The 23,126-nt window shown below is 71.2% G+C and carries 21 protein-coding genes and 1 pseudogene; 9 read left to right on the top strand and 13 right to left on the bottom strand.

The features are described from left to right. The 5 genes from ACWD0Y_RS22650 to ACWD0Y_RS22630 form a co-directional block, all read left to right on the top strand. A partial coding sequence (locus ACWD0Y_RS22650) for an elongation factor 1-alpha C-terminal domain-related protein (protein ID WP_450262127.1) occupies window positions 1–924 on the top strand: 924 nt, incomplete at its 5' end. Between the two features lie 233 nt (window positions 925–1,157). Then, the gene (locus tag ACWD0Y_RS22645; protein WP_450262126.1) at window positions 1,158–2,270 is read left to right on the top strand and encodes an aliphatic sulfonate ABC transporter substrate-binding protein; all 1,113 of its coding nucleotides are present in this window, start codon (window positions 1,158–1,160) and stop codon (window positions 2,268–2,270) included. A 52-nt stretch (window positions 2,271–2,322) separates the two neighbouring features. Then, the gene (locus ACWD0Y_RS22640; RefSeq protein WP_450262125.1) at window positions 2,323–3,117 is read left to right on the top strand and encodes an ABC transporter ATP-binding protein; all 795 of its coding nucleotides are present in this window, start codon (window positions 2,323–2,325) and stop codon (window positions 3,115–3,117) included. Further along, entirely contained in the window at window positions 3,104–4,006 is a 903-nt protein-coding gene (locus ACWD0Y_RS22635; RefSeq protein ID WP_450262124.1) for an ABC transporter permease, read from the top strand. Before ACWD0Y_RS22640 ends, ACWD0Y_RS22635 begins: the two co-directional genes overlap by 14 nt. A 5-nt stretch (window positions 4,007–4,011) precedes the next feature. After that, window positions 4,012–4,788 (top strand): sirohydrochlorin chelatase, encoded by a 777-nt coding sequence (locus ACWD0Y_RS22630; RefSeq protein ID WP_450262123.1) that lies wholly within the window; start codon window positions 4,012–4,014, stop codon window positions 4,786–4,788. A gap of 80 nt (window positions 4,789–4,868) precedes the next feature. On the opposite strand, the gene ACWD0Y_RS22625 is transcribed toward ACWD0Y_RS22630, so the two are convergent. Beyond that, window positions 4,869–5,873, bottom strand: a complete 1,005-nt coding sequence (locus ACWD0Y_RS22625; RefSeq protein WP_450262122.1) for a ketopantoate reductase family protein — start codon at window positions 5,871–5,873, stop codon at window positions 4,869–4,871. A gap of 60 nt (window positions 5,874–5,933) precedes the next feature. On the opposite strand from ACWD0Y_RS22625, the gene ACWD0Y_RS22620 reads away from it, so the two are divergent. Together ACWD0Y_RS22620 and ACWD0Y_RS22615 are read left to right on the top strand one after the other, a co-directional pair. Beyond that, entirely contained in the window at window positions 5,934–6,728 is a 795-nt protein-coding gene (locus tag ACWD0Y_RS22620) for an aldo/keto reductase (RefSeq protein ID WP_450262121.1), read from the top strand. After that, a pseudogene (locus ACWD0Y_RS22615) lies at window positions 6,725–7,052 on the top strand (ATP-binding cassette domain-containing protein); the annotation flags it as partial. The gene ACWD0Y_RS22620 and the pseudogene ACWD0Y_RS22615, both read left to right, overlap by 4 nt. 101 nt (window positions 7,053–7,153) lie before the next feature. On the opposite strand, the gene ACWD0Y_RS22610 reads toward ACWD0Y_RS22615, so the two are convergent. The 7 genes from ACWD0Y_RS22610 to ACWD0Y_RS22580 all read right to left on the bottom strand — a co-directional run bounded on the left by ACWD0Y_RS22610 (window position 7,154) and on the right by ACWD0Y_RS22580 (window position 14,164). Further along, window positions 7,154–7,549 carry a nuclear transport factor 2 family protein gene (locus ACWD0Y_RS22610; RefSeq protein WP_450262120.1) on the bottom strand — a complete coding sequence of 132 codons (396 nt, stop codon included), beginning with the start codon at window positions 7,547–7,549 and terminating at the stop codon, window positions 7,154–7,156. Next, entirely contained in the window at window positions 7,542–8,093 is a 552-nt protein-coding gene (locus ACWD0Y_RS22605) for a DUF1697 domain-containing protein (RefSeq protein ID WP_450262119.1), read from the bottom strand. Before ACWD0Y_RS22605 ends, ACWD0Y_RS22610 begins: the two co-directional genes overlap by 8 nt. A gap of 77 nt (window positions 8,094–8,170) precedes the next feature. After that, complete coding sequence (locus ACWD0Y_RS22600; protein WP_450262118.1) at window positions 8,171–9,370, bottom strand: S8 family peptidase; 1,200 nt, start codon at window positions 9,368–9,370, stop codon at window positions 8,171–8,173. 406 nt (window positions 9,371–9,776) lie between these two features. Next, a complete protein-coding gene (gene mgt / locus ACWD0Y_RS22595; RefSeq protein ID WP_450262117.1) occupies window positions 9,777–10,979 on the bottom strand; it encodes a macrolide-inactivating glycosyltransferase in 1,203 nt (400 codons plus the stop codon). Between the two features lie 82 nt (window positions 10,980–11,061). Beyond that, entirely contained in the window at window positions 11,062–12,369 is a 1,308-nt protein-coding gene (locus ACWD0Y_RS22590; RefSeq protein WP_450262116.1) for an ABC transporter substrate-binding protein, read from the bottom strand. Continuing rightward, window positions 12,369–13,208, bottom strand: a complete 840-nt coding sequence (locus ACWD0Y_RS22585) for a carbohydrate ABC transporter permease (RefSeq protein WP_450262115.1) — start codon at window positions 13,206–13,208, stop codon at window positions 12,369–12,371. The genes ACWD0Y_RS22590 and ACWD0Y_RS22585 overlap by 1 nt, the downstream gene beginning before the upstream one ends. Beyond that, window positions 13,205–14,164 carry a carbohydrate ABC transporter permease gene (locus ACWD0Y_RS22580; protein WP_450262114.1) on the bottom strand — a complete coding sequence of 320 codons (960 nt, stop codon included), beginning with the start codon at window positions 14,162–14,164 and terminating at the stop codon, window positions 13,205–13,207. Before ACWD0Y_RS22580 ends, ACWD0Y_RS22585 begins: the two co-directional genes overlap by 4 nt. A 116-nt stretch (window positions 14,165–14,280) precedes the next feature. Here ACWD0Y_RS22580 and ACWD0Y_RS22575 point away from each other — a divergent pair, with 116 nt between their 5' ends. Further along, the gene (locus tag ACWD0Y_RS22575) at window positions 14,281–15,135 is read left to right on the top strand and encodes a phosphotransferase enzyme family protein (RefSeq protein WP_450262113.1); all 855 of its coding nucleotides are present in this window, start codon (window positions 14,281–14,283) and stop codon (window positions 15,133–15,135) included. Window positions 15,136–15,157: 22 nt separating this feature from the next. On the opposite strand, the gene ACWD0Y_RS22570 is transcribed toward ACWD0Y_RS22575, so the two are convergent. The 4 genes from ACWD0Y_RS22570 to ACWD0Y_RS22555 form a co-directional block, all read right to left on the bottom strand. Further along, on the bottom strand, window positions 15,158–15,880 hold the full coding sequence (locus ACWD0Y_RS22570) for an exonuclease domain-containing protein (RefSeq protein ID WP_450262112.1): 723 nt from the start codon (window positions 15,878–15,880) through the stop codon (window positions 15,158–15,160). Between the two features lie 76 nt (window positions 15,881–15,956). Further along, the gene (locus ACWD0Y_RS22565; RefSeq protein ID WP_450262111.1) at window positions 15,957–17,201 is read right to left on the bottom strand and encodes an SAV2148 family HEPN domain-containing protein; all 1,245 of its coding nucleotides are present in this window, start codon (window positions 17,199–17,201) and stop codon (window positions 15,957–15,959) included. 99 nt (window positions 17,202–17,300) lie between these two features. Continuing rightward, the gene (locus ACWD0Y_RS22560; protein ID WP_450262110.1) at window positions 17,301–18,632 is read right to left on the bottom strand and encodes a copper amine oxidase; all 1,332 of its coding nucleotides are present in this window, start codon (window positions 18,630–18,632) and stop codon (window positions 17,301–17,303) included. A 64-nt stretch (window positions 18,633–18,696) separates the two neighbouring features. Further along, complete coding sequence (locus tag ACWD0Y_RS22555; RefSeq protein ID WP_450262109.1) at window positions 18,697–19,575, bottom strand: Tat pathway signal sequence domain protein; 879 nt, start codon at window positions 19,573–19,575, stop codon at window positions 18,697–18,699. A 187-nt stretch (window positions 19,576–19,762) separates the two neighbouring features. Between ACWD0Y_RS22555 and glgX the strand changes: the two genes are divergently transcribed. Further along, on the top strand, window positions 19,763–21,880 hold the full coding sequence (gene glgX, locus ACWD0Y_RS22550; protein WP_450262108.1) for a glycogen debranching protein GlgX: 2,118 nt from the start codon (window positions 19,763–19,765) through the stop codon (window positions 21,878–21,880). Here the strand turns inward: glgX and ACWD0Y_RS22545 are convergent. Continuing rightward, a complete protein-coding gene (locus ACWD0Y_RS22545) occupies window positions 21,834–23,096 on the bottom strand; it encodes an MFS transporter (RefSeq protein ID WP_450262107.1) in 1,263 nt (420 codons plus the stop codon). The two genes, glgX and ACWD0Y_RS22545, sit on opposite strands and share 47 nt — an antisense overlap. Window positions 23,097–23,126 lie beyond the last annotated feature (30 nt).

Raw genomic sequence — 23,126 nt, 5'->3', positions numbered from 1 at the left:
GCCGCCGTCGCCGCCCTGCTGCGCGTCCCGCACGTGGTGCTCGCCGTCAACAAGATGGACCTCGTCGACTACGCCGAGCCCGTCTTCGCCGCGATCGCCGAGGAGTTCACGGCGTACGCCGCTTCCCTCGGCGTCCCGGAGATCACCGCGATCCCGATCTCGGCGCTGGCCGGCGACAACGTGGTGGAGCCGTCCGCGCACATGGACTGGTACGGCGGCCCCACCGTCCTGGAACACCTGGAGACCGTCCCGGTCAGTCACGACCTGGCCGGCTGCAAGGCCCGTTTCCCCGTCCAGTACGTCATCCGCCCGCAGACCGCCCAGCACCCCGACTACCGGGGTTACGCAGGCCAGATCGCGTCCGGCGCGCTGCGCGTGGGCGAGGCCGTGACGGTCCTCCCGTCGGGCCGTACGTCGACGATCACCGGCATCGACGCGCTGGGCGAGCCGGTCGACATCGCGTGGGCGCCGCAGTCGGTGACGGTCACGCTCGCCGACGACCTGGACATCTCGCGCGGCGACCTGATCGCGCCGAGCGGCTCGGCGCCGCGCACCACCCAGGACGTCGAGGCGACGGTCTGCCACGTGGCCGACCAGCCGCTCACCGTCGGCCAGCGCGTGCTGCTCAAGCACACCACGCGCACGGTCAAGGCGATCGTCAAGGAGATCCCGTCCCGGCTGACGCTGGACGACCTGTCCCAGCACGCGGACCCGGGTCAGCTGGTCGCCAACGACATCGGCCGGGTGAAGGTCCGCACCGCCGAGCCGCTCGCGCTCGACGCGTACCGCGACTCGCGCCGCACCGGGTCCTTCCTCCTCATCGACCCGGCGGACGGTACGACGCTGGCGGCCGGCATGGCGGGCGACTCGTTCGCCGCCGAGACGGCGAAGACCGTGGCCGACGACGAGGGCTGGGACTTCTGATCATGAATCTCGACATGTACGGACTGTTCGCCAAGGAAGGCGGCCGCGTCGGCAGCGGTTCCCTCGGTGCGGGCACGGGCGGCGTCGCGCGATGTGCCCGGTAGCGTACGCGCACTGCCTGCGCGCCCTGCCGCACCACTTTCCGCTGTACCGACGAAGACCTGCCGACTTCCCGGACACCTCCCGCCACAGGTGAGGGACGTGTCTCCGGGCCACCGAGAGGAACATCTCCCGTGCATGCCGCGCGTACCACCCTTCGCCGCAGCCTCGCCGCTGCCGCCGCCCTGCCGCTGCTGATCGGCGCGCTGGGCGCCTGCAGTTACGGCTCGCAGGCAGAGAAGGACGACAAGACCGCGCCCGTCGCCAAGGGCGAGAAGATCGGCGGCGTCGACGAGGTCCGGATCGGCTACTTCGCGAACGTCACCCACGCCACCGCCCTGGTCGGCCTGCAAAAGGGCCTCTTCCAGAAGGAACTGAGCGGCACCCAGGTCAAGCCGCAGGTGTTCAACGCGGGCCCCTCGGAGATCGAGGCCCTCAACGCCGGCGCCATCGACATCGGCTGGATCGGCCCCTCCCCCGCGATCAACGGATTCACCAAGTCCCAGGGGCAGAACCTGAGGATCGTCTCCGGTTCGGCCTCCGGCGGCGTCTCGTTCGTCGTGAACCCCGAGAAGATCAAGTCCCTGGACGACCTCAAGGGCAAGCGCATCGCCACCCCGCAGCTCGGCAACACCCAGGACGTGGCGCTGCTGAACTACCTGTCGGACAAGGGGCTGAAGGTCGACCCCAGCACCGGCAAGGGCGACGTCAGCGTCGTGCGCCAGGACAACAAGGAGATCCCGGCCTCCTTCGAGTCCGGCGCGCTGGACGGCGCATGGGTGCCCGAGCCCACCGCCTCCAAGCTCGTCGCGGGCGGCGGCAAGGTGCTGCTCGACGAGAAGAAGCTCTGGAAGGACGGCGAGTTCGTCATCACGAACGTGATCGTCTCCCAGAAGTTCCTCAAGGAGCACCCGGACGTCGTCGAGGCCGTGCTGCGCGGCTCGGTGAAGACCAACGAGTGGATCAAGGCCAACCCGGACGAGGCGAAGGCCGCCGTCAACGCGAAGCTCAAGGCCGACTCCGGCAAGGAACTGCCCGCCGAGGTGCTCGACCCCGCGTTCGGGAACGTCGAGACGACCGACGACCCGCTCGCGACGACGCTGCGGGAAGAGGCCGACCACGCGGTGAAGGCCGGTCTCCTCAAGGACCCGGTGCTCGACGGCATCTACGACCTGAGGCTCCTCAACAAGGTGCTGAAGGCCGAGAAGCGGCCGGCCGTCGCGGACGCCGGACTCGGCGCCAAGTAACCGTCCCGTCTGTCTCTTTCCGTATCCGGAACGCCCTCAGGAGGTGAGGCTCATGGCCACCACACTCGTCAAGCAGGCCGCCGCGCCCGTAGACACGGCGCAGTACGCCGCACGGATCGACCACGTGTCGAAGTCGTTCGGCCGGCCCGGCGCGCAGCAGCTCGTACTGGACGACATCAGCATCGATGTCGCGCCGGGCGAGTTCGTGACCCTGCTGGGGGCTTCCGGCTGCGGCAAGTCGACCCTGCTCAACCTGGTCGCGGGGCTCGACCGCCCGTCCGCCGGCACCATCGACGTGCCGGGCGGCCGGCCCGCCCTGATGTTCCAGGAGCACGCGCTCTTCCCGTGGCTGACCGCGGGGAAGAACATCGAACTGGCCCTGAAGCTGCGGGGCATGGCGAAGTCCGAACGCCGCGACGAGGCCGAGCGGCTGCTCCAGCTGGTGCGGCTCGGCGGGGCGTACGGCAAGCGCGTGCACGAGCTGTCGGGCGGCATGCGCCAGCGGGTCGCGCTGGCCCGTGCGCTCGCGCAGGACAGCAGGCTCCTGCTGATGGACGAGCCGTTCGCGGCGCTGGACGCCATCACCCGTGACGTCCTGCACGAGGAGCTCACCCGCATCTGGTCCGAGACCAGCGTCTCGGTCCTCTTCGTCACCCACAACGTCCGCGAGGCCGTCCGCCTCGCCGAGCGCGTGGTGCTGCTGTCGTCCCGGCCGGGACGCATCGCGCGCGAGTGGCGGGTCGGCATCCCGCAGCCGCGCCGGATCGAGGATTCCGCGGTCGCCGACCTGTCCGTAGAGATCACCGAACAACTGCGGGGGGAGATCCGTCGACATGGCCAGCACTGAAACGACCGGCACGCGGGAGACGGCTCCCAAGAACGACCTCGCCGGGCTGGAGGCGGGCCTGGACGCGCTGGAGACGAAGCAGTCCGCCGAGCGCGTCGGCCTCGGGCGGATCCTGCTGTCCAAGGTGGTGCCGCCGCTGGTGGCCATCACCCTGGTCGTCACCCTGTGGCAGCTCGCCGCGGCCTCCGACCTCAAGCCGGACTACGTGCTGCCGGGCCCGTTGGACGTGTGGCACTCGGTCGAGCAGATGTGGCTCGACGGAACGCTGCTCGGCTACATCTGGACCAGCATCTCGCGCGGCGCCCTCGGTTTCGCCGTCTCCGTCGCCATCGGCACGCCGCTGGGCCTGCTGGTGGCGCGGGTGAAGGTGGTACGGGCGGCGATCGGGCCGATCCTGTCCGGCCTCCAGTCGCTGCCCTCGGTGGCCTGGGTGCCCGCCGCGATCATCTGGTTCGGGCTGACCGACGCGACGATCTACGCGGTGGTGCTGCTGGGCGCCGTACCGTCGATCGCCAACGGCCTGGTCGCCGGTGTCGACCAGATCCCGCCGCTGTACCTGCGGGCCGGCCGCACCATCGGGGCCACCGGCGTCAACGGCATCCGGCACGTCCTGCTGCCCGCCGCGCTGCCGGGGTACCTGGCCGGTCTCAAGCAGGGGTGGGCGTTCTCGTGGCGCTCGCTGATGGCCGCCGAGCTGATCGCCAATTCGCCGGACCTGGGCACGGGTCTGGGACAGCTGATGGAGAACTTCCGTACGTACAGCGACATGTCCGGCGTGCTGGCGACCATCATCCTGATCCTGATCGTCGGCATCGGCATCGACCTGCTGTTCTTCTCCCCGCTGGAGCGCCGCGTGCTGCGCAGCCGTGGCCTGCTGACCAAGGGCTGATCACCGTGTTCCGTCGTCCGGTCCTCCTCGTCACAGCCCACGGCAGCCGCGACCCGCGGCACGCCGCGACCGTGCACGCGCTCGTGGCCCGCGTGCGGGCGCAGCGGCCGGGGCTGCGCGTGGAGACCGGGTTCCTGGACTTCAACGCCCCGGCGGTACCGCAGGTGCTGGAGCGTCTCGCGGCCGAGGGCGTACAGGACGTGGTGGCCCTGCCCCTCCTCCTGACCCGCGCCTTCCACGCGAAGGCCGACATCCCCGCCGTGCTCCACGAGGCGTCGGCGCGGCTGCCGCGGCTGCGGATCCGCCAGGCGGAGGTCCTCGGCCCCTCGCCGCTCCTGCTGACCGCCCTGGAGCGGCGGCTGTACGAAGCCGGGCTCACCTCCGGCGACAGAAGCTCGACCGGGCTCGTCCTGGCCTCGGCGGGCTCCACGGACCCGGAGGCGATCGCAGTGATCGCTGAAATCGCGCGGGAGCTGCGGCACACCGGTTGGTGCGCCGTGCGGCCTGCGTTCGCCTCCGCTGTATCTGCCGGGGGCTACCCCCGTACCGAGGACGCGGTCCGGCTGCTGAGGGCCGCGCCCGGGGTACGCCGCGTCGCCGTCGCCCCGTACGTCGTCGCCCCCGGCTTCCTGCCGGACCGGATCGTCCGTGGCGCGCGGGAGTCGGGCGCGGACGTGCTGGGCGAGGTCCTGGGCGCGTCCCCGGAGCTGGCCCGGCTGCTGCTGGCGCGCTACGACGAGGCGCGGGCGCCGGTGCGACGGCTGGCAGCGGTCGGCGCGTAGGGGGTGTGCTGCCCGCCCTGCGGGCGTGTCCTCCGACGCCGGGCGGGCTGCGTCCGTCCGGCGTCGGAGGACACGCCCGCTCAGTCCCCGTCCACCAGCGCCGTCAGTTCCCCGGCCCCCATCGAGCCCGCCGGCCTGCGCTCGCGCGCGAACGTGTTGGCGATGCGCTGCAACGCCTCGTTCACCGGAGTCGGCACGCCGTGCGCCCTGCCCAGCAGCACGATCTCCCCGTTCAGGTAGTCCGCTTCGATCGTGCCCGTCCCCCGGCTGAGGCTCTGCCAGGACGATCCGCCCCCGCGCTCCGCCCCGTCGAGGGGCTCGAAGGTCATCCGGCCGTCGCGGGCCGCCGCCTGTTCCGCCGGGGACGCCGCTTCGATGCCCGCGGCTGTCAGCGCCGCCCGTCCCTCCGCGAGGGCGCGCTGGAGGAGCGCCCTCGCCTCGTCGCTCGCGATGACCCCCGAGACCGCCTCGACCGCGTTCGCGAGGTTGCTCAGCAGCTTGGCGTACTTCCACCGCATCACGTCCGCCACGACCGGTGCCAGGAACCGTGACTTCTCCAGGTCGGCGGCGATCCCCCGGGCCGTGCCGTCGGCGCCCGACGGGTAGCGGCCGAGGTGCAGCACACCGGAGACCGGCGTGCCGGCGGCGGAGACGGAACCGGGCTCGGTGTGGGTGGCGGGCAGCCAGACGCACATGCCGTAGACGTGGCGGAAGCGGCGCAGCGCGAGGCGTTCGCTCTCGACGCCGTTCTGCGCGCAGACGAGCGGCAGCACCTCGCCCGCCGTGCCGCCGCCGGCCACCGGGCGCGCGCTCCACGCGTCGAGGGCGGCCGTACTGTCCTGGGTCTTGACGGAGAGGATCAGTACGTCGTCGGCCCGCAGGAGCGGACCGAGGCCGTCCGGCCCTTGGACCACGGGCAGTCGGTGGGTCCGGGTGCCCTCGGACGTCGTCAGGCGCAGGCCCCCGGAGCGCAGGGCCTCGTAGTGCGCCCCGCGTGCGACGAGTACCACTTCGTGACCGCCCTCGGCCAACCGCCCGCCGATGGTGCCGCCGACCGCCCCTGCCCCGATGATGATGTAGCGCATGGGCGTGAGCCTGCCACACCCCGCGCGTTGTGTGCAGGGGGCACGGAGTAGCGTCCGCACATGATCTCGGACACCTTCGGCACCTTCAGCATCGGCGGGGACCTTCCCGTACGCCGCCTCGGGTTCGGTACGGCCCAGCTCACCGGACCGGGTTACTGGGGCCCGCGGGGCGAGCGTGCGGACGCGGTCGCGGTGCTGCGGCGCGCGGCCGAGCGCGGCGTCACGCTCATCGACACGGCGGACAACTACGGTCCCGGGCTCGCGGAAGAGCTCGTCGCCGAGGCGCTCCATCCCTACCCGGACGGACTCGTCGTCGCGACGAAGGGCGGCGTGGTCCGTACGAGCGCCGACGCCTGGCACGTCGCGGGGCGGCCCGAGGACCTGCGTGCCATGTGCGACGCGAGCCTGCGGCGGCTGCGGACCGGGACCATCGACCTGTACCAGCTGCACCGGTTCGATCCGGACGTACCGATGGCCGAGCAGCTCGGCGCGCTCGACGAGCTGCGTACGGCGGGCAAGATCCGGCACATCGGGCTGGACTGCGTCACCGTCGGGCAGCTGGAGGAGGCGCTGGCACTGACGGACATCGCGTCCGTGCAGAACCGCTTCAACCTGGTGGACCGGTCGTCCGAGGACGTCCTTGAACTGTGCGAGGCGCGCGGGATCGCCTTTCTGCCCTGGTTCCCGCTGGCCAACGGGGAGTTGAAGGGGCGCGGGCAGCTCGCGCTGGCCTGGCTGCTGCACCGGTCGCCGGTGCTGTGCCCGACGCCGGGCACGGGGTCGCTCGTACACCTGGAGGAGAACCTGGCCGCGGCTGAGCTGCGGCTGAGCGCGGAGGAGATGGCGGAGCTGTGAGCGTCGTGACCAGGGCGGACCGCGTCGATGTGGTCCGGGACGGCAATGTGCTGCTGGACTCGGTCCCGCTGACCGTACGCAGCGCCGAGCACTGGGCGCTGCTCGGTGCGAACGGCGCGGGCAAGAGCGCCCTGCTCGGCGCCGTCTCGCATCCGACGCGCGGCACGGTGGAGGCGCTCGGGCGGGCGCTGGGGAGGAGTGGACCTGCGGGAGCTCCGGGCGTACCTCGGCCATGTGGACCCGCGTCGCTCGCCGGCCGCCGAGGACCTGGCTCGGGCCGACCGGCTGCTGGAGATGCTCGGGACGGGCGGCAGGGGCGGGGCGCGCCGACGACGTGCTGACGACCCATCAGGTCAGCCTGCGCTTCGGCCACCCCGTGCGGATCGCCCGTACGGACGGCCGGTGGACCGCACGGGCGGAGCGGGTCACGGGGACGGCGGTGTGACGTCGGGGTCGTCCTCCTCTTCGTAGGGCGTGCCCTGGTGGAAGTAGAGGAGCCAGCCGCGGTCCGTCAGGCGCCACAGTGAACTCCGGTGGGCGCGGCGGCCGTTGCTCTCGGTGTCGAAGGTCAGCTGGACCACGTCGGGGGCGAGCCGTACGCCCCGCATCCGGGTGGTGGTGATCGGGCGGGCCGTCGTCGCGGCGGACTCGTCGGTGAGGGCCGCGATGATCGAGTCGCGGTCCCAGCGGCGGCCCGACACCCCGAACTCGTGGAAGTCGGGGTGGAACAGCTCGACAAGGAGTTCGGGGGTGTTGCGGACGGCCGGGTCGAGCAGGCGCAGCTCGCCCTCGATGGCGGCCTCGATCGCGTCGTCAGTCACGGGTCATCTCCACGAGTTTGGCGACCGTGTTCCAGTTGCGGGTGGTCGCGGTGACGCCCTTGAGGAGGGCCGGCCTCGCCAGCGTCTCGGCGAGCTTGGAGCGGCCCAGCCCGTCCGGTGCGTAGAGGTAGAGGGCGCGGTCGCCGAGGCGGAACTCCTCGGGGAGGTACGCCGCCGGGTCGACGGGCGCGAACCGCTCGGGGCCGACCCGGTGCGAGAAGTAGGTGACGTGGAGCTGCCTGCCCTCCAACTCGGCGGCCGGGAAGGGACAGGCGTCGGCGACGGCCTTCAGGTAGGCACCGCTGCGGACCAGACAGTCGACGGTGAACCCGAAGTGCGTCTCCATGGCCTTCGCCAGGTCCGCGGCGAGCGAAACGCCGGCGTCGTCGGCGTCGGTGGTGAAGACGGCGTTGCCGCTCTGGAGGTACGTACGGACATCCCGGTGGCCCAGTTCGGTCAGCAGTGTCCGGAGCTGGGCCATGGGCACCTTCTTGTGCCCGCTCACATTGATTCCGCGCAGCAGGGCGGCGTACGTCGTGGTCATGCGCCAAACGATAGGCGGCCGCCGCGCCCCGTGGGGGAGGGCACGGCGACCGCCCGTTCAGTGCCGCGGGCGCGTCCCTACTCGACGATCTTCAGCAGCTTGTTCGGCGTGCCGGTGCTCGGGTTGCTGATCTTGTCCAGGGTGGCGCCCCCGGTCAGCGCCGTCGCGACGGCCTCGGGCGTGGCGTCCTTGTGCCCCGCCAGGTAGAGCGCGGCGGCGCCCACGACGTGCGGGGTCGCCATGGACGTACCGGAGATGGTCTTCGTGCCCTCGTCGCTGTCGTTCCAGGAGGAGGTGATGTCCGAGCCGGGCGCGTAGATGTCCACGACCTGACCGAAGTTGGAGAAGCCGGACTGCGCGTCGTCCTTGGTGCTGGAGGCGACGGTGATGGCCTCCTTCACGCGGGCCGGGGAGCCCTGTCCGGCATCACTGGACTCGTTGCCCGCCGCGACACCGTAGGTGACGCCGGAGGCGATGGACTTGCGCACCGCCTCGTCGAGGGCCTCGTCGGCGCCGCCGCCGAGGCTCATGTTGGCGACGGAGGGGCCCTGGTGGTTCTTGGTGACCCAGTCGATGCCGGCGACGACGCCCTCGGTGGTGCCCGAGCCCTGGTCGTCGAGGACGCGGACCGCGACGATCTTCGCCTTCTTGGCGACACCGTGCGCGGCGCCGGCGATGGTGCCGGCGACGTGCGTGCCGTGGCCGTTGCCGTCGTCGGCGGAGTCGTCGTTGTCCACGGCGTCGAAGCCGTGGGCGGCGCGGCCCTCGAAGTCCTTGTGCGTGATCCGGACACCGGTGTCGATGACGTACGCCGTGACGCCCTCGCCCGCGCTGTCCGGGTAGGCGTACTTGCCGTCACCGGCGGTGCCGGCCTGGTCGATGCGGTCGATGCCCCAGGACGGCGGGTTGTCCTGCGTCGCGTTGATCGTGAACTTCTTGTTCTGGACGACCTTGGCGACGGACGGGTCGGCGGCCAGGCGCTTGGCCTCGGTCTCCGAGAGGCCACTGGCGGAGAAGCCGTTGATGGCGGAGCTGTAGTTGCGCCGGAGCTTGCCGCCGTACTCCTTGGCCAGGTCCTGCTTGTCGGTCTTCTCGTCCAGCATCACGATGTAGCTGCCGGCGACGGCGCCCTCGGCGCCGGCCCCGTACACATGCCCCTGGGCGGCCGGAGCCGCTCCCGCGAAGGGGGAGCTGAGTACGGTCACACCGGCCGCGGCCGCCACGGCGGTTATCGCCGCGGTGAGCTTCAACCGGCTGGAACGCTTGTGAAGTGCCATGAAGAGGGGTCTCCTCGTCAAAATGTGGGGGGATTTACCTCCGGACCGGAAGATCTCCGGGGGTTGGCTCGAAACCCTGACCGATTGACGCGCGCAGATCAAGGTCTTCATGATCCCGTCACTTACTCAACAACGTTTCATAACAAAAAAACGGGCAGCGGGCTCCAAGTCGGACAGGGGCGCCCGAACACCCTTTACGCGGAGGAGACTTGTGATCCACCGCTGCCCCGCCCCTCTTCTCCGTACGGCCACTGTCACAGCCGGGTGCTGTTCATGAGCCGTATGAGGGCTGATCACGCCGCCCCGAGGTCATCGCCGCGCTGCGTGCGGCCTTCGACGTGGACGACGGCGGCGAATCGACGTTGGGCCGGGACGCCCCGCTTCCGCCGGGCCGTCCCGGCCGGTTTCACCGCGCGGGCAGTTCGGCCTCGATGAGGTCCGCCGCCCGCTCGGTACCGCCCTCGGACTCCATGCCGGCGCGGATGTCCTCGGCCCTGCGGGCCACCTCCGGATCGGCCAGCAGACCGAGGACCGCGGCGCGCAGGGCCTCGGCGGTGGCGTCCTCGGTGTCGACCCTGCGGGCGACACCGAGCGAGACGAGCATGTCGGCGTTGCCGAACTGGTCGACGGCCTGCGGGACCGCGACCATCGGCGTACCGGTGGCGAGGCCCTCCTGGCTGCCGCCGGCACCCGCGTGGGTGATGAAGGCGTCGGCCTGCTCGAGGACGGCCAGCTGCGGCACCCAGTCGCGCACCTCGATGTTGGCCGGGACCTCACCGAGCTCGGACTCCTCGACGAACTTGCCGATCTGGAGCACCACATGCCAGCCGGGCAGGTCGCCGAAGGCCTTGACGCACTCCCGGTAGAACTCGGGCAGCCGGGTGAACGTCGAACCGAGCGACACCAGCAGCACCTTGTCCGCGCCGGCCGGGCGCCGCCAGCCGCCCTGGTCCGTGCGGTCGCCCTGGCAGGCGCCGACGAAGGAGTGGACGGACTCGTCGACCCGGTCCGCGTTCGGCTGGAGGACCTTGGGGATCAGGACGATGCTGCGGGCCGGACGGCCCACGAAGCGGTCGGGGTCGACGCCGCTCAGACCGTTCTCGTCGAGCCAGGCGCCGAAGCGCGCGTAGTACGCCCGGCCGCGCCCGGTCTGCTTGAGCGGGCCGAACAGCGGCTCGGCGACCTCCTCCTCGTACCCCTCCCAGGCGACGAGGTTCGGGGAGAGCGACACGGCGGGCACGCCCCAGCGGTGGGCGAGGACGCGCGCGGGGTAGGAGGTGATGTCGTGGAGGACGAGGTCCGGCTCGTCCCCCTCGAACGCCGCGGCCAGCCGGGGCAGTGCCTGGACGGCGTCGTCGAGGAACGGCTCGATGTTGTCGATCAGCTCCGTGCCCCAGGCGTCCGGGGTGTCCTCGGTGGGGAGCGTCGAGGTGTAGACCACCGGGTCGGCGCCGGTGGCGGCGACCCGGTCGGCGAAGGAGGCGGGGATCGCGTACGAGACGCGGTGTCCCCGGGCCACGAGCTCCCGGATCACTTCGATGCTCGGGTTCACGTGCCCGGGGGCGGCGATGGAGAACATGGCGAGGTGAGCAGGCTTGCGTGAGGTCATGCCCGGACCTTAAGCGAGACGAAACGTCTCGTGCAACTTGAATTCCCTGTTCCCCCGCCCTCGGAGCCCGCGCCGCCGCGTTTCAGCGCTGGTAGCGGGCGAGTACCAGGTTTCCGTCCTCGACCAGGCGTTTCTCCAGCTCCTCGGCGTCGATCGCCCCGCTGTAGAACTCCTGGTAGGCCGGTGTCGCCACCTTGTCCTTCCACTCGGGATAGCCGCGCACGGACTGCGCCGGGGCCGGGACCAGGTGCTCGGCGAGTGCGGTGCCGGTGGCCCAGCCGTCCTTCCCGGCCCGCAGGCCCGGGTCCTTCAGCGCAGCGGCTCCGGTCGGCAGCATCCAGTCGCCCTTGGCGAGACGCGCCATGTTGTCCGGCTGGAGGAAGAAGTCGATGAACTCCACCGCCTCCTTCTTGTACGGGCTGTCCTCGGCCACCGACAGCGTCTGGGGGCTCACCCCCTGGGCCGGGCCCCCGGTTCCCGCCGGGGCCGGGAGCACCATCCACTCGAAGCCCTCGGGGGCCTGCTGGACGATCTGCTGCCGGTAGGAGAAGCCGAGCGGCACCATGGCGTACTTGCCGCCGAAGAAGCCGGGCAGGGTGTCCGAACCGCCCATGCCGAGGGTGGCCGCCGATGCGCTCCTGTCGGCGTTGACCTGGTCGTGGATGGTGCGGGGGACCACGGCGTCGCCCTCGGTGAAGCGCACCCGCACCTTGCCGTCGGTGTCGCGGTGGAAGAGCTGTCCGCCCGCCGACAGCCCCAGGTTGAGGGTGGCGGACACCGGGTCCTTGAGGGGCCAGGCGACACCGAACCTCTTGCCGTCGCCGGTGCTCAGTTCTTTGGTGATCCGCCGGAACTCCGGCCAGCTCCACGGCTTCTCGGGGGTGGGGATGCGCACCCCCGACGCCCTGAGGATCTCCTCGTTGGCGATCAGGACCCTCGGCTCCTGGAGGAACGGCACGCCGTAGACGCCCTTGCCGAAGGTCGTCGTCCGCCAGCTGCGCCGCGGGATGTCGTGCTTGAGCCGGGCGGGCAGCAGCTCGCTCAGGTCGGCGAGATAGCCGCCGTACGCGAAGTCGGCGAGGTCGTCGGAGGCGTCGTGGATGATGTCCGGGGCCTCGCCGCCCTCGAAGGACGTCAGCAGCTGGTCGTGGACGCTGTCCCAGCTGCCCTGGACGTACTCGACCCGCACGTCGGGGTGCGCGGCGTTCCACTCGTCGACGAGTTCCTTGTTGGCGTCGACGGACTCCTTCTGCCAGGCCAGCGACTGGAAGCGGAGGGTGACCTTCCCACCGGTGCCCCGGTCGCCGCCGCCGTCCGAGCAGCCGGTGAGGAGCAGCGACGCGAGCGCGGTGGCTGCGGCCGCGAGCTTCGTGAGCCGGGCGATGCGCATCAGGCCTTCACCGCCCCGGCCGTCATGCCGCCCGTGATCCGTTTCTGGATGAGGGCGAAGACGACGAGGGAGGGGAGGGTCGCGAGGAACGCGGCGGCGGCGAGCGGGCCGAGGTCGGCCACGCCCTCGGCGCCGAGGAAGTGGGTGAGCACGACCGGCAACGTCTGCTTCTCCGGAGTCTTGAGCAGGACGAGCGCGAAGAAGAACTCGTTCCATGCGGTGATGAACGCGAACAGCGCGGTGGCGACGATGCCGGGGGCCAGCAGCGGGGCGGTGACCGAGACGAGCGTGCGGAGCCGGCTCGCTCCGTCGACCGCGGCGGCCTCCTCCAGTTCCTGCGGTACGGCCCTGACGTAGCCGACCAGCATCCACAGCGCGAAGGGCAGCGACCACACGACGTACACCATGATCAGGCCCGCCAGGGAGTTGATCAGGTGGAGGTTCTTGAGGATCAGGAAGAGCGGGATGATCACCAGGACGAAGGGGAACGCCTGGCTGACCACGACCCAGCCGGTGGCGGCGGCGGAGAGCTTGTTGCGGTGGCGGGCCATGACGTAGGCCATCGGGGTCGCGATGACGACCGCGATCAGGGCCGCCGAGAGGGCGGCGGTCAGGCTGTTGAGCGCGGCTTCCAGCAGGGGCTGCTCGTCGAAGGCCTGACGGAAGTTGCCGAGGGTCGGGTTCTCGGGGATCCAGGTGGGATGCAGGGAACCGAGCTCGCGCGGCGGCTTGAACGCCGTCGAGATCAGCCAGAGGAAGGGGAAGGCGAGAAAGACCAGGTAGGCCAGGAGCGCGAGGTACTGGCCGGTGCGCGCGGACCGGCTGGTGCGGAGCGTCACTGGTCCTCGCCCCCCTTCAGGCGGCCCACGAGGTAGAAGGCGAGCATCACCGAGATCGCCGCGACCATGACGCAGCCCATGGCGGCGGCGTAACCGAACTGCCCGTAGCGGAATGCCTGTTCGTACGCGAAGAGCATGGGAAGGCGGGTGCGGCCCCCGGGACCGCCGTTCGTCAGGACGTACACCAGGGCGAAGGAGTTGAAGTTCCAGATGAAATTGAGAGCGGTGATGGCGAGGGCGACCGGTTTGACGGCCGGCCAGGTGACGGTACGGAAACGGCGCCAGGCGCCGGCGCCGTCGAGGGCGGCGGCCTCGTGCAGCTCGTGCGGCGTGTTCTGGAGGCCGGCGAGGAGGGCGACCGTGGTCTGGGGCATGCCCGCCCAGATGCCGACGAGGATCACGGCGGGGAGGGCGGTGGCGAGGCCCGTCAGCCAGTCGCGGCCGTCGCCCAGGCCCAGATCGCGGACGGTCTCGTTCAGGATCCCGGCGTCCGGGTTGTAGACGAGGCGCCACATGATGCCGACGACCACTTCGGGCATCGCCCAGGGAATGATCGCGAGCGCCCTGGCCAGCCAGCGGAAGCGGAGGTTCTGGTTGAGCAGGAGGGCGAGACCGAGCGCCAGCAGGAACTGCGGCACGGTAACCCCGACCGCCCAGAGCAGGCCGATCCGGAACGATTCCCAGAACAGGGTGTCGTGCAGCAGGTCCTGGAAGTTCAGCAGTCCGATCCACTGGGTGGGCGTGGTACGGCCCGACTGGGAGTCGGTGAAGGCGAGCGCGATGCCGTAGAGCAGCGGGCCGACGCTCAGGATCAGGATCGGGATGAGCGCGGGCAGCACCAGGAACCAGGCGCCACTGCTCGACTTCCCGGCGCTGCTGGACTTCTTGCCACTGCCGGGCCCTCTGCCGCTGCCGGGCTCTCTGCCGGACCGCGCCTTTGCGGTCTCCAGTGTCACGGATTCGACTCCTTCGGGCGGCTCGTGCTGGTCCGGTCGCCCCGGCGGCCCCCGTCATCGTGCTGACGGGCAGTTGGTTCGTCAACCCGGCCTGCACGGATGCGAGAATCGGGCCCATGGACGAGACACGGGCACGCGAGGTGCTGGCCGCCGCCGGACTCCCCGCCGGAGCGGAACTGCTGGCACTGGGCGAGAACGCGGTGTTCGCGGCCGGAGCTCTCGTGGTCAAGGTCGGCCGCCGCGACGCGGAACTGCTGGCGCGGGCCGAGCGCGAACTGGCCGTCGCGTCCTGGCTCGCCTCGTCGGGCGTTCCCGCCGTACGGGCCGCCGAGCCGAAGCCCCGCGTGGTGGACGGCCACCCGGTGACGGTGTGGCACCGGCTGCCCGAGGCCGTACGCCCGGCGGGTCCGCAAGACCTCGCGGAGCTGCTGCGCCTGGTCCACGCCCTGCCCGCCCCCTCGTTCCCGCTTCCCCGGCGGGAACTGCTCGGCGGGGTTGAGCGGTGGCTGCGGCTCGCGGGCGACGCGATCGATCCGGCCGACGCGGCGTATCTGCGCGAGCGGCGCGACGGTTTCGCGGTGGCGTCGGCCGCGCTCGTCCCGCACCTGCCGCAGGGGCCGATCCACGGTGACGCGCTCCCCCGCAACGTCCATGCCGGCCCCGACGGGCCGGTCCTGGTCGACCTGGAGACCTTCGCCGCCGACTTCCGCGAGCACGACCTGGTGGTCATGGCCCTCTCGCGCGACCGCTACGGCCTGGCGCCCGAGGCGTACGACGCCTTCACCGCGGCGTACGGCTGGGACGTACGCGAATGGTCCGGCTGCGCGGTGCTGCGCGGGGCCCGCGAGACGGCCAGCTGCGCCTGGGTGGCGCAGCACGCTCCGTCCAGCCCGGCGGCCCTGGCCGAGTTCCGCCGACGGGTGGCGTCCCTGCGCGACGGCGACCCCGAGGTCCGCTGGTACCCCTTCTGACCGGCCCCGCGCCCGCCCGGGCTCAGCGCCCGGCCGGCACCACCTCGCGCAGGGGCCAGCGCGGGTCGATGACCGCGTCCGGGGTGCCCTTCCTGCGGAGGAACTCCTGGAAGGAGGCCGCCCAGTCGGCGTACCACTGGATCTGCTTGTCGTGCAGGTCGGCGGGGGTGAGCGCCGCGACCGAGGGGTGGCGCTCGGCTATCGCGCGGGCGACTCCGACCGCCGCGAGGGCGTCCGCCGAGGCTTCGTGGGCACCGTCCAGGGCCACGCCGTACTCGGCGCAGACCGCTTCCAGCGTCCGCTTGCCCCTGCGGTAGCGGTCGACGGCGCGGTCGATCGTGTACGGGTCGATGACGGGGCCGATGCCGGCGCCGCCGAGCCGCTCGCTCAGCGACGGCAGCCCGTACCGGTGCAGCTCCGCCGCGAGCAGCGTCAGGTCGAACGCCGCGTTGTAGGCGACGATGGGAACGCCCTGCGCCCAGTAGCCGGTGAGCGTTCCGGCGATCTCGTCGGCCACCTCGCGGGCCGGCCTGCCCTCCGCCCCGGCCCGCTCGCTGCTGATGCCGTGGATCGCCGACGCCTGGTCCGGGATGCGGACGCCCGGGTCGGCCAGCCAGTCACGCCGGCGGACCACGGTGCCGCCCTGCACACCGACGACCGAAGCCGTGACGATCCGGGACTCCAGCGGCTCCGTGCCGGTCGTCTCCAGGTCGAACCCGACCAGTGGTTCCCCGTGCCATCCCATCCTGGGACCTCCTTCGTGATGCTCCCGGATGCTCCCCCGGTGAAAACCACCCTCGCACGCACCACTGACAACGCCCTCAGGAGACCGGTCGGGAGTCCGCCCACACCGCTTCGAATTCTTCCCGGTACGTCTCGAAAAGACCGTGCTCGGTGTCGTGGCCGTCCTGCCCGTGCCTGACCACACCGCGCCCGCCGCCCCGCAGCACCAGGACCGGCGCCTCCATGCCGCGCGCCCTGCGCAGGTACGTCTGGACGACGGCGAGCCCGTCCGAACCGTCCCCGTCCACCAGGTACGCCGTGAAACGGGGCGTCTCGTCGAAGACCTGGATCTCGAACGCCCCCGGGTCGCGCAGCTTCGAGCGCACCCGCCGCATGTGGAGGATGTTCATCTCCACCGAACGGCTCAGCTCGCCCTTCTTCAGACCGAGTTCCCGCTCGCGCCGCTTGACCGCGCTGCTCGCCGGGTTGAGGAAGAGCAGCCGTATGCGGCAGCCCGATTCGGCCAGCCGCACCAGCCGCCGGCCGGAGAAGTTCTGGACGAGGAGGTTCAGACCTATGCCGATCGCGTCAAGACGCCGCGCGCCGCCGAAGAGGTCCTCGGCGGGCAGCTGGCGCTGGAGGCGCACCCGGTCCGGGTGGACGCTGACCACGTCGGCGTACCGGTCCCCCACCAGGTCCTCGACCGCGTCGACCCTGAGCCGGTCCGACGACGGCACGCCGGCCCCGCTGCCCAGGATCTCCAGGAGCCGCGCGGACGCCCGTTCCGCCTGGGCGAGGACCGCCTCGGACAGCGCCCGGTTGCGTGAGACGACGTTGCGGGTGACCTCCAGCTCGTCCAGGGCCAGCTCGACGTCGCGCCGGTCGTCGAAGTACGGCTCGAAGCACGGCCAGTGCTGGACCATGAGCTCGCGCAGCTGCGGCAGCGTGAGGAAGCTGATGACGTTGTCGTCGGCCGGGTCGAGCAGGTAGCCCTTCCTGCGGGACACCTCCCGTACCGCGACGGCGCGCTGCACCCACTCCTGGCCCGCCGGCCCCGCGGCCGCGACCACCCAGTCGTCCTCGCCGTGCACCGGCTCGTAGATGGGCCGGAGCACGGCGGCGACGACGGCGCGCAGCCGCTGCTCCACCAGGTTGAGCCAGATGTAGGCCCGCCCCGCCCGCTGGGCGCGCGTGCGCACCTCGCTCCAGGCGTCCGCGCCCCAGTCCAGCTCCGCTCCGATCTCCATCGGCCGCGCGAGCGAGACCGCCCCGGGCGGGACGCCTGTGGAACCCCCCTCGTGACCTGCGTCACCGGGGGGCAGTTCCAGCCCTCCCGAGCTCACCCACGCACCGCCTTCAGCTTCTGCAAGCCCCGTCTCCAACGATCAAGGAAGGGTACTCCGGAGCGGAAGGCGGTGCAGCCGGATCCACAGGCTCCTTTCTCAACTGCCTTGCTCGTACCGTCCGTTCTGCCCGGCAAGATCGGCCGGAGTGAGCGGATTCATAGCGGTTACGTCCCTGGGCGCGAGCTGGAAACCCTGCCAGTGGACCGGCATGGGCTGCTGGTCCTCGTCCCGGGCGACATGGTGGAACCCGATGTTGACCCAGGTGATCGGGTTCTTGAGGGTTTCGCCGTTCACCCACTCGTCGACGCTGTCCGGCGCGTTCGCGCCGCCGCAGTCGCGGATGTTGTTGCTCGCGAACTGTTCACACTTGCGGTAGTCGGTGAAGTACAGGTCGTGCTGGGTGAAGCTGCGCCCCGGATGCTTGTTCGAGGCGCCGGGCACGATCTCGTACGAGCGCGGGTGCCCGTCCTTGTTCTTGCCGGTCGCGCTGACGACCCGCCACCACCGCATGCTCTTGGCGTCGCCCGCGAGCTCCTTGGTTATGGGGGTACGGGTGGTCCTGGTGGTCGGCTTGCCGTTGCCCCGCGGCGGGGTGACCTTCGAGTCGTACTGCTCGATCCGGTTCTTGGAGCTGCCGTCGAGACCGAAGTTCAGCCGCCAGAAGACGTTGTGGCTGTGGCTGGTGGCGTAGTCGCGCGCGCCCTTGCCGATCGGCCAGCCCCGGCCGTCGGTGGCGTCGTAGTCGCCCGGCGAAAGGCTGCCGGTGGCGCCGACGTTGGCGGAGATGGTGCCGTCGGAGGAGAAGCGCCACTCGGTGATGTACTCGTACCAGGACACCTTGTTGACGGTGTAGACGAGCAGGTCCTTGCCCTGGGCCTGCCAGACCTTGGTCCCCTCGTCGCTGGCGAGGCGGTACGCGTGCCCGCGCGCACGCGTGGTCGTGCACAGGCCCTTGACGTTGCCCACGTCGCGGACCCGGACCGTCCTGATGGTGCCGCCGGGGCACTCGGTCGGCTTCAGGTTCTGGAGTCCCCAGCCGAAGCCGTAGCCGGTGAGGTCGTCGTACTCCTCCCGGCCGTTGTCGTACGGCACGTGGACCTGTGCGAGCTTGCCGCTCGTCAGGACGCGGATCGGCTTGGGCTCGCCCTTGGGCTGGTACGAGACCTTCTCCAGGACCAGGCCGGCGTCACTGTCGTAGTTCCAGCACATGCGCCAGGTGGTGCCGCCGTCGAGCTTCTGCTCGATGCGGTACGTCGCGCTGCAGTCGGCCGGCGCCGGCGCCGGCGCCCGGGGCGCGGTCTCGGGCGCGGCGGCGGGGGCCGCGGTGGCGGCGGATCCGCCCGCGGCCGCGAGGCCGCCCATCAGGGCGGTGACGGCGATGATTGCCGCGGCCCGCTTGCGGGCACCAGAAGTTCTGTTGACGTGCATGAGGATGGACTCCCTCGTACGGAAGTGCGGGAAGGGGCTGAAGAGGATGAGACGGGCGAGAGCGTCAGCCGATGCGGCCGACAGTCCTCGCGCTCAGGTCGACGACGAGATCGCGGGTGTCTATCCACGGTCCGTTCTTGACCTTGGACGTGACGCGGACGCACCGGTGCGCTCCGCACTTCGCGAGCGCCCGGGGCACCCGCTCCTCGCGGTCGGCCCGGTAGATCCCGCCGTTCACCCACAGCTGGTCCACCGAGGTGAGCGGCTTGCCCATGGCGTCCTGATAGTCCTTCTTCAGGCCCTCGCCGAGCGGGCTCGCCAGGATCAGCTCCGTGGCCTCACGGTTCTCCCGGGGGGTGGGCGACGGCTGTACGCCCTTGAGGACACTGGTCCGCTCGACCTTGCCGGTGGCGAGGTCGACGGTCCTCGTCACCAGTTCGTCGCTCCTGTAGTCGTAGTACGAGACCTCCGCGCGGCGCGGCGGCGCGGCGTCGTCGACCTCGGACGGCTGCATCTCGCTCAGGTTCGTGGTGAGGTGCTGGAGCCCCCGGTCCCCCTCGACGTCCCGGCCGGCGGCGAACCGCGCCGGGGACAGCGCGAGCTTCTCCACCCGCTCCAGCTCGTCGTCCGTCAGCGGGTCCCTGCCGATGCCCCGCTCGTCCTCCGCCGGGGCGTCCTCGACGACCCCGGGCTCCGGAGCCCGCCCCGCGGCGGTCCCGCCGTCCTGGGCGTTCCCGTCCTCCTGCGCGGCGCGGTCTCCCTGGGCGCTCCGCCCGTCCGGGGCCGGCCCCGTGGCTGCCGCGGTCCCCGCCGGTCCACGCTGCGTGTCGTCGGCGCCCGCCGGATCCGGCAGGGTCACCCCGATCATCAGCGCGGTCCCGGTCACCGCGATCGCGGCCCCCGCCAGCACCTTTCCCAGGTGACGGCGCACTGTTCCGTTCACATTGCCCCCCTGCTTCTGCCCCGATCCCCCGTCACCCGCGCGTCACACGCGACAGCAACTGACATACCGGGTATGCGTGGTCACCCGGTAGGACGGTCCGAAGTCCTAGGTGGTTGCCCCACTTTCGGGGAAGATCTTGTGCGAAGTACCCCGCAGCACCCGGATCAGAAGTGGAAGAGTCGATCGCATGCAGGTCTGGCCGGGAGAGGCTTACCCACTCGGCGCCACGTACGACGGCGCCGGGACCAATTTCGCTGTCTATTCGGAGGCCGCCGACCGGATCGAGTTGTGCTTGCTGCACGACGACGGTTCGGAGACGGCAGTGGAACTGCGCGAGTCCGACGCGTTCGTACGCCATGCCTTCCTGCCCGGCATCATGCCGGGCCAGCGCTACGGCTACCGGGTCCACGGTCCGTACGCTCCGCAGGAGGGCAAGCGGTGCAACTCCGCCAAGCTGTTGCTGGACCCGTACGCGCGGGCCATCAGCGGGGAGATCGACTGGGGCGAGGCGGTGTACGGCTACCACTTCGGGAAGCCGGACTCGCGCAACGACCTGGACTCGGCGCCGCACACGATGGCCTCGGTGGTGGTCAACCCGTACTTCGACTGGGGTGACGACCGCCCGCCGCGCACGGACTACCACCGCACGATCCTCTACGAGGCCCATGTGAAGGGCCTCACGATGATGCACCCGGACCTCCCCGAGGAACTCCGGGGCACGTACGCGGCGCTGGCGCATCCGTCGATCATCTCGCACCTGACGGAACTGGGCGTCACCGCGCTCGAGTTGATGCCGGTGCACCAGTTCGTCAACGACCACCGGCTGGCCGACGCGAATCTGAGCAACTACTGGGGCTACAACACCATCGGTTTCTTCGCCCCGCACAACGCGTACGCCTCGTGGGGCGACCGGGGCCAGCAGGTCCTGGAGTTCAAGTCCGCCGTACGGGCGCTGCACCGGGCGGGCATCGAGGTCATCCTCGACGTCGTCTACAACCACACGGCGGAGGGCAACCACCTGGGCCCCACGCTCTCCTTCCGCGGCCTGGACAACGCCTCGTACTACCGTCTCGCCGACGATCCCCGGTACTACATGGACACGACGGGCACGGGGAACTCCCTCCTCATGCGCTCGCCGCACGTACTCCAGCTGATCATGGATTCGCTGCGGTACTGGGTGACGGAGATGCATGTCGACGGCTTCCGCTTCGACCTGGCGGCGACGCTGGCCAGGCAGTTCCACGAGGTGGACCGGCTGTCGTCCTTCTTCGACCTGGTGCAGCAGGACCCGGTGGTCAGCCAGGTGAAGCTGATCGCCGAGCCGTGGGACGTGGGCGAGGGCGGCTACCAGGTGGGGAACTTCCCGCCGCTGTGGACCGAGTGGAACGGGAAGTACCGGGACACCGTGCGGGACCTGTGGCGGGGTGAGCCACGGACGATCGCGGAGTTCGCGGGGCGGCTGACGGGCTCGTCCGACCTGTACCAGGACGACGGCCGCCGGCCGCTCGCGTCGATCAACTTCACCACCTGCCACGACGGTTTCACGCTGGCCGACCTGGTCTCGTACAACGACAAGCACAACGAGGCCAACGGCGAGGGCAACCGGGACGGCGAGAGCCACAACCGGTCCTGGAACTGCGGGGCGGAGGGCGAGACGGACGATCCCGAGATCCTCGAACTGCGCGCCCGCCAGATGCGCAACTTCATCGCGACGCTGATGCTGTCGCAGGGCGTGCCGATGCTGTCGCACGGCGACGAGTTCGCGCGGACCCAGGGCGGCAACAACAACGCCTACTGCCAGGACAACGAGCTGTCGTGGGTCCACTGGCCGGAGAAGGGCGACGAGGAGGGCACGCTCCACACCTTCACGCGCGCGATGGTGTGGCTGCGCCGGGACCATCCGGTCTTCCGGCGCAGGCGCTTCTTCCACGGACGGCCGGTGGAGGGCACGCACGACGACCTGTCGGACATCGCGTGGTTCACGCCGGACGGCAAGGAGATGGCCCAGCGGGACTGGCAGGCGGCGCACGCCAAGGCGCTGACGGTCTTCCTGAACGGCCACGCCATCTCGGAGCCGGGGCCGCGCGGTGAGCGGATCTCGGACGACTCCTTCCTGCTGATGTTCAACGCGAGCGCCGAGGAGCTGGAGTTCGCCGTTCCGGTGAACCACGGAAAGCAGTGGCAGGTGGTGGTCGACACGGCCCGGCCGGACGGAGTGCCGCCGGGGAGCGGTTCCAAGGTGGGGGCGGGTGAACGGGTCACGCTGATCGGGCGGAGTCTGGTGGTGCTGCAGCGTCCGGCTTAGCGGTCCCGGCCGTGTTCGCGGTCGCCGCGGGGGTGGTGCGGGCGGTCCACGCCAGTACGGCGCAGAGCGTGGCCGCCACCACCGCGACGGCGAAGGCCGCGGGCGCCCCGCCGCCCTCCGCGAGGCGCCCCGAGAGGGCCAGGGCCAGAGCCTGGCCGCCGACTGTGGCGCTCGTCAGGAAGGCCATGGCCTCCGCCAGCCTGCTCCCGGGAACGATCCGTTCGGTCAGCCCGAAGACCGTGATCAGGTGCGGGGCGTACGCGACGCCGAGGACCACGACGACGGCGTACAGCGCCCCCAGGGACTCCACGCACAGCAGCGGGACGGAGAGCACGGTCAGGGCGGCCGTCGCGGCGCGCCGGCGGGCCGTCAGGGTGATCCTGGCCGGTACCGCCGCCATGGCGAGCCCCGCGGCCGCGCTCATGACGCCCATGGCCGCGTAGACGAGCCCGGCCTGCTCCGGCCGGCCGAGCCGCTCGGTGAGCGCGGTGATGCCCGCCTGGGACGCGCCGAACATGGCGCCCTGGAGCACCATCGCGGTGCGCAGCGCGTACACCGCGCCGGGCAGGCTCGTACGTACGGTGGATGCCTGCCGGGACGCGGGACGTACCCGGGACGCCGTCGGATGCAGTGCGAACCAGGTACCACAGACGGTGAGGAGTGCCGCGGCCGCGAGCAGCGCGGCGGCGGGGTGCGCGAGAGCCGCCGCGAGACCGACCAGGGCGGGCCCGAGGACGAAAGACACCTCGTCGAGTGTTCCCTCGAACGACAGGACGGCGCCGATGAGCGGTTCGTCGGCACCGCTCCTGCGGGCGAGCGCGACCGACCGCGTACGCGCCATCGGGCCGACCTGGGGAACGCTCGCTCCGGCGAGCGCGCCGACGAGCGCGAGCGGGAGCGTGCCGGCGTGCCCGAGGGCGGCGACCACGAGAGCGGCGACGGCGACCGCGTTGACGAGGGCGGCGGCCAGAACGACGGTGCGCTGTCCGTGACGGTCCGCCACCCGGCCCAGCAGGGGCCCGCCGGCCGTCTGCCCTGCCGCGAGCGCGCCGCCGACCAGGCCCGCCGTGGCGAGGCTGCCGCTGGTCTCGGCGACCAGCAGCAGGCTGCCGAGCTGGCACATCGCGGTCGGCAGCCTGCCGAGGAACGACACGGCGAGCAGCACGGGTCCGGTGAGGGCGACGACCTTGCGATACGTGCGAAAGGTTCCCGGCATCGGACGAACGTAATACCGGGTCATCACACG

This window comes from Streptomyces altiplanensis, assembly GCF_053591575.1.
Note: the sequence above shows the minus strand (reverse complement) of the source record. Positions and strands in the feature narration are given on the sequence as shown.

Excerpts from the sequence above, each read along its gene's own strand:
- ACWD0Y_RS22635 (WP_450262124.1), top strand. The coding sequence starts at position 3,104 with ATGGCCAGCACTGAAACGACCGGCACGCGGGAGACGGCTCCCAAGAAC.
- ACWD0Y_RS22625 (WP_450262122.1), bottom strand. The coding sequence starts at position 5,873 with ATGCGCTACATCATCATCGGGGCAGGGGCGGTCGGCGGCACCATCGGC.
- mgt (WP_450262117.1), bottom strand. The coding sequence starts at position 10,979 with ATGACCTCACGCAAGCCTGCTCACCTCGCCATGTTCTCCATCGCCGCC.
- ACWD0Y_RS22620 (WP_450262121.1), top strand. The coding sequence starts at position 5,934 with ATGATCTCGGACACCTTCGGCACCTTCAGCATCGGCGGGGACCTTCCC.
- ACWD0Y_RS22600 (WP_450262118.1), bottom strand. The coding sequence starts at position 9,370 with ATGGCACTTCACAAGCGTTCCAGCCGGTTGAAGCTCACCGCGGCGATA.
- ACWD0Y_RS22545 (WP_450262107.1), bottom strand. The coding sequence starts at position 23,096 with ATGCCGGGAACCTTTCGCACGTATCGCAAGGTCGTCGCCCTCACCGGA.
- ACWD0Y_RS22640 (WP_450262125.1), top strand. The coding sequence starts at position 2,323 with ATGGCCACCACACTCGTCAAGCAGGCCGCCGCGCCCGTAGACACGGCG.
- ACWD0Y_RS22570 (WP_450262112.1), bottom strand. The coding sequence starts at position 15,880 with ATGGGATGGCACGGGGAACCACTGGTCGGGTTCGACCTGGAGACGACC.
- ACWD0Y_RS22575 (WP_450262113.1), top strand. The coding sequence starts at position 14,281 with ATGGACGAGACACGGGCACGCGAGGTGCTGGCCGCCGCCGGACTCCCC.
- glgX (WP_450262108.1), top strand. The coding sequence starts at position 19,763 with ATGCAGGTCTGGCCGGGAGAGGCTTACCCACTCGGCGCCACGTACGAC.
- ACWD0Y_RS22605 (WP_450262119.1), bottom strand. The coding sequence starts at position 8,093 with ATGACCACGACGTACGCCGCCCTGCTGCGCGGAATCAATGTGAGCGGG.
- ACWD0Y_RS22560 (WP_450262110.1), bottom strand. The coding sequence starts at position 18,632 with ATGCACGTCAACAGAACTTCTGGTGCCCGCAAGCGGGCCGCGGCAATC.
- ACWD0Y_RS22590 (WP_450262116.1), bottom strand. The coding sequence starts at position 12,369 with ATGCGCATCGCCCGGCTCACGAAGCTCGCGGCCGCAGCCACCGCGCTC.